At 60.5% G+C, this 334-nt stretch carries 2 protein-coding genes; both read right to left on the reverse strand.

What is annotated here, in order from left to right; genetic code table 11:
- On the reverse strand, positions 1-188 hold a 188-nt coding region (locus ACMUVN_RS33315), incomplete at its 3' end, for an alcohol dehydrogenase catalytic domain-containing protein (protein ID WP_162770480.1).
- A gap of 34 nt (positions 189-222) precedes the next feature.
- Positions 223-334 (reverse strand): 4Fe-4S dicluster domain-containing protein (locus ACMUVN_RS33320; protein WP_414816059.1); only part of this gene is annotated, 112 nt, incomplete at its 5' end.

The raw sequence follows: 334 nt of genomic DNA on the forward strand, positions 1-334 counted from the left end.
TCATGGCCGAGGATGGCCGGAAACAGGCCTTCCGGATCGGCGCCCGACAAAGTGAAATCATCGGTGTGGCAGATGCCCGTCGCCTTGACCTCGACCAGCACTTCGCCGGCCCGCGGCCCTTCCAGCTGCACAGTCATCACTTCGAGCGGTTTTCCGGCCTGAACGGCAACGGCGGCGCGAACGTCCATTTTGATATCCTTCCCTTAAATCGAATTCTGGCAGTTACATATTCGGATAGACCGGCCCCTCGCCGCCCTGCGGCGGCACCCAGTTGATGTTCTGGTTGGGGTCCTTGATGTCGCAGGTCTTGCAGTGCACGCAGTTCTGGGCGTTG

Origin of the sequence: Rhizobium sp. IY2 (assembly GCF_047532935.1) — a bacterium.
GTDB lineage: Bacteria > Pseudomonadota > Alphaproteobacteria > Rhizobiales > Rhizobiaceae > Rhizobium > Rhizobium anhuiense.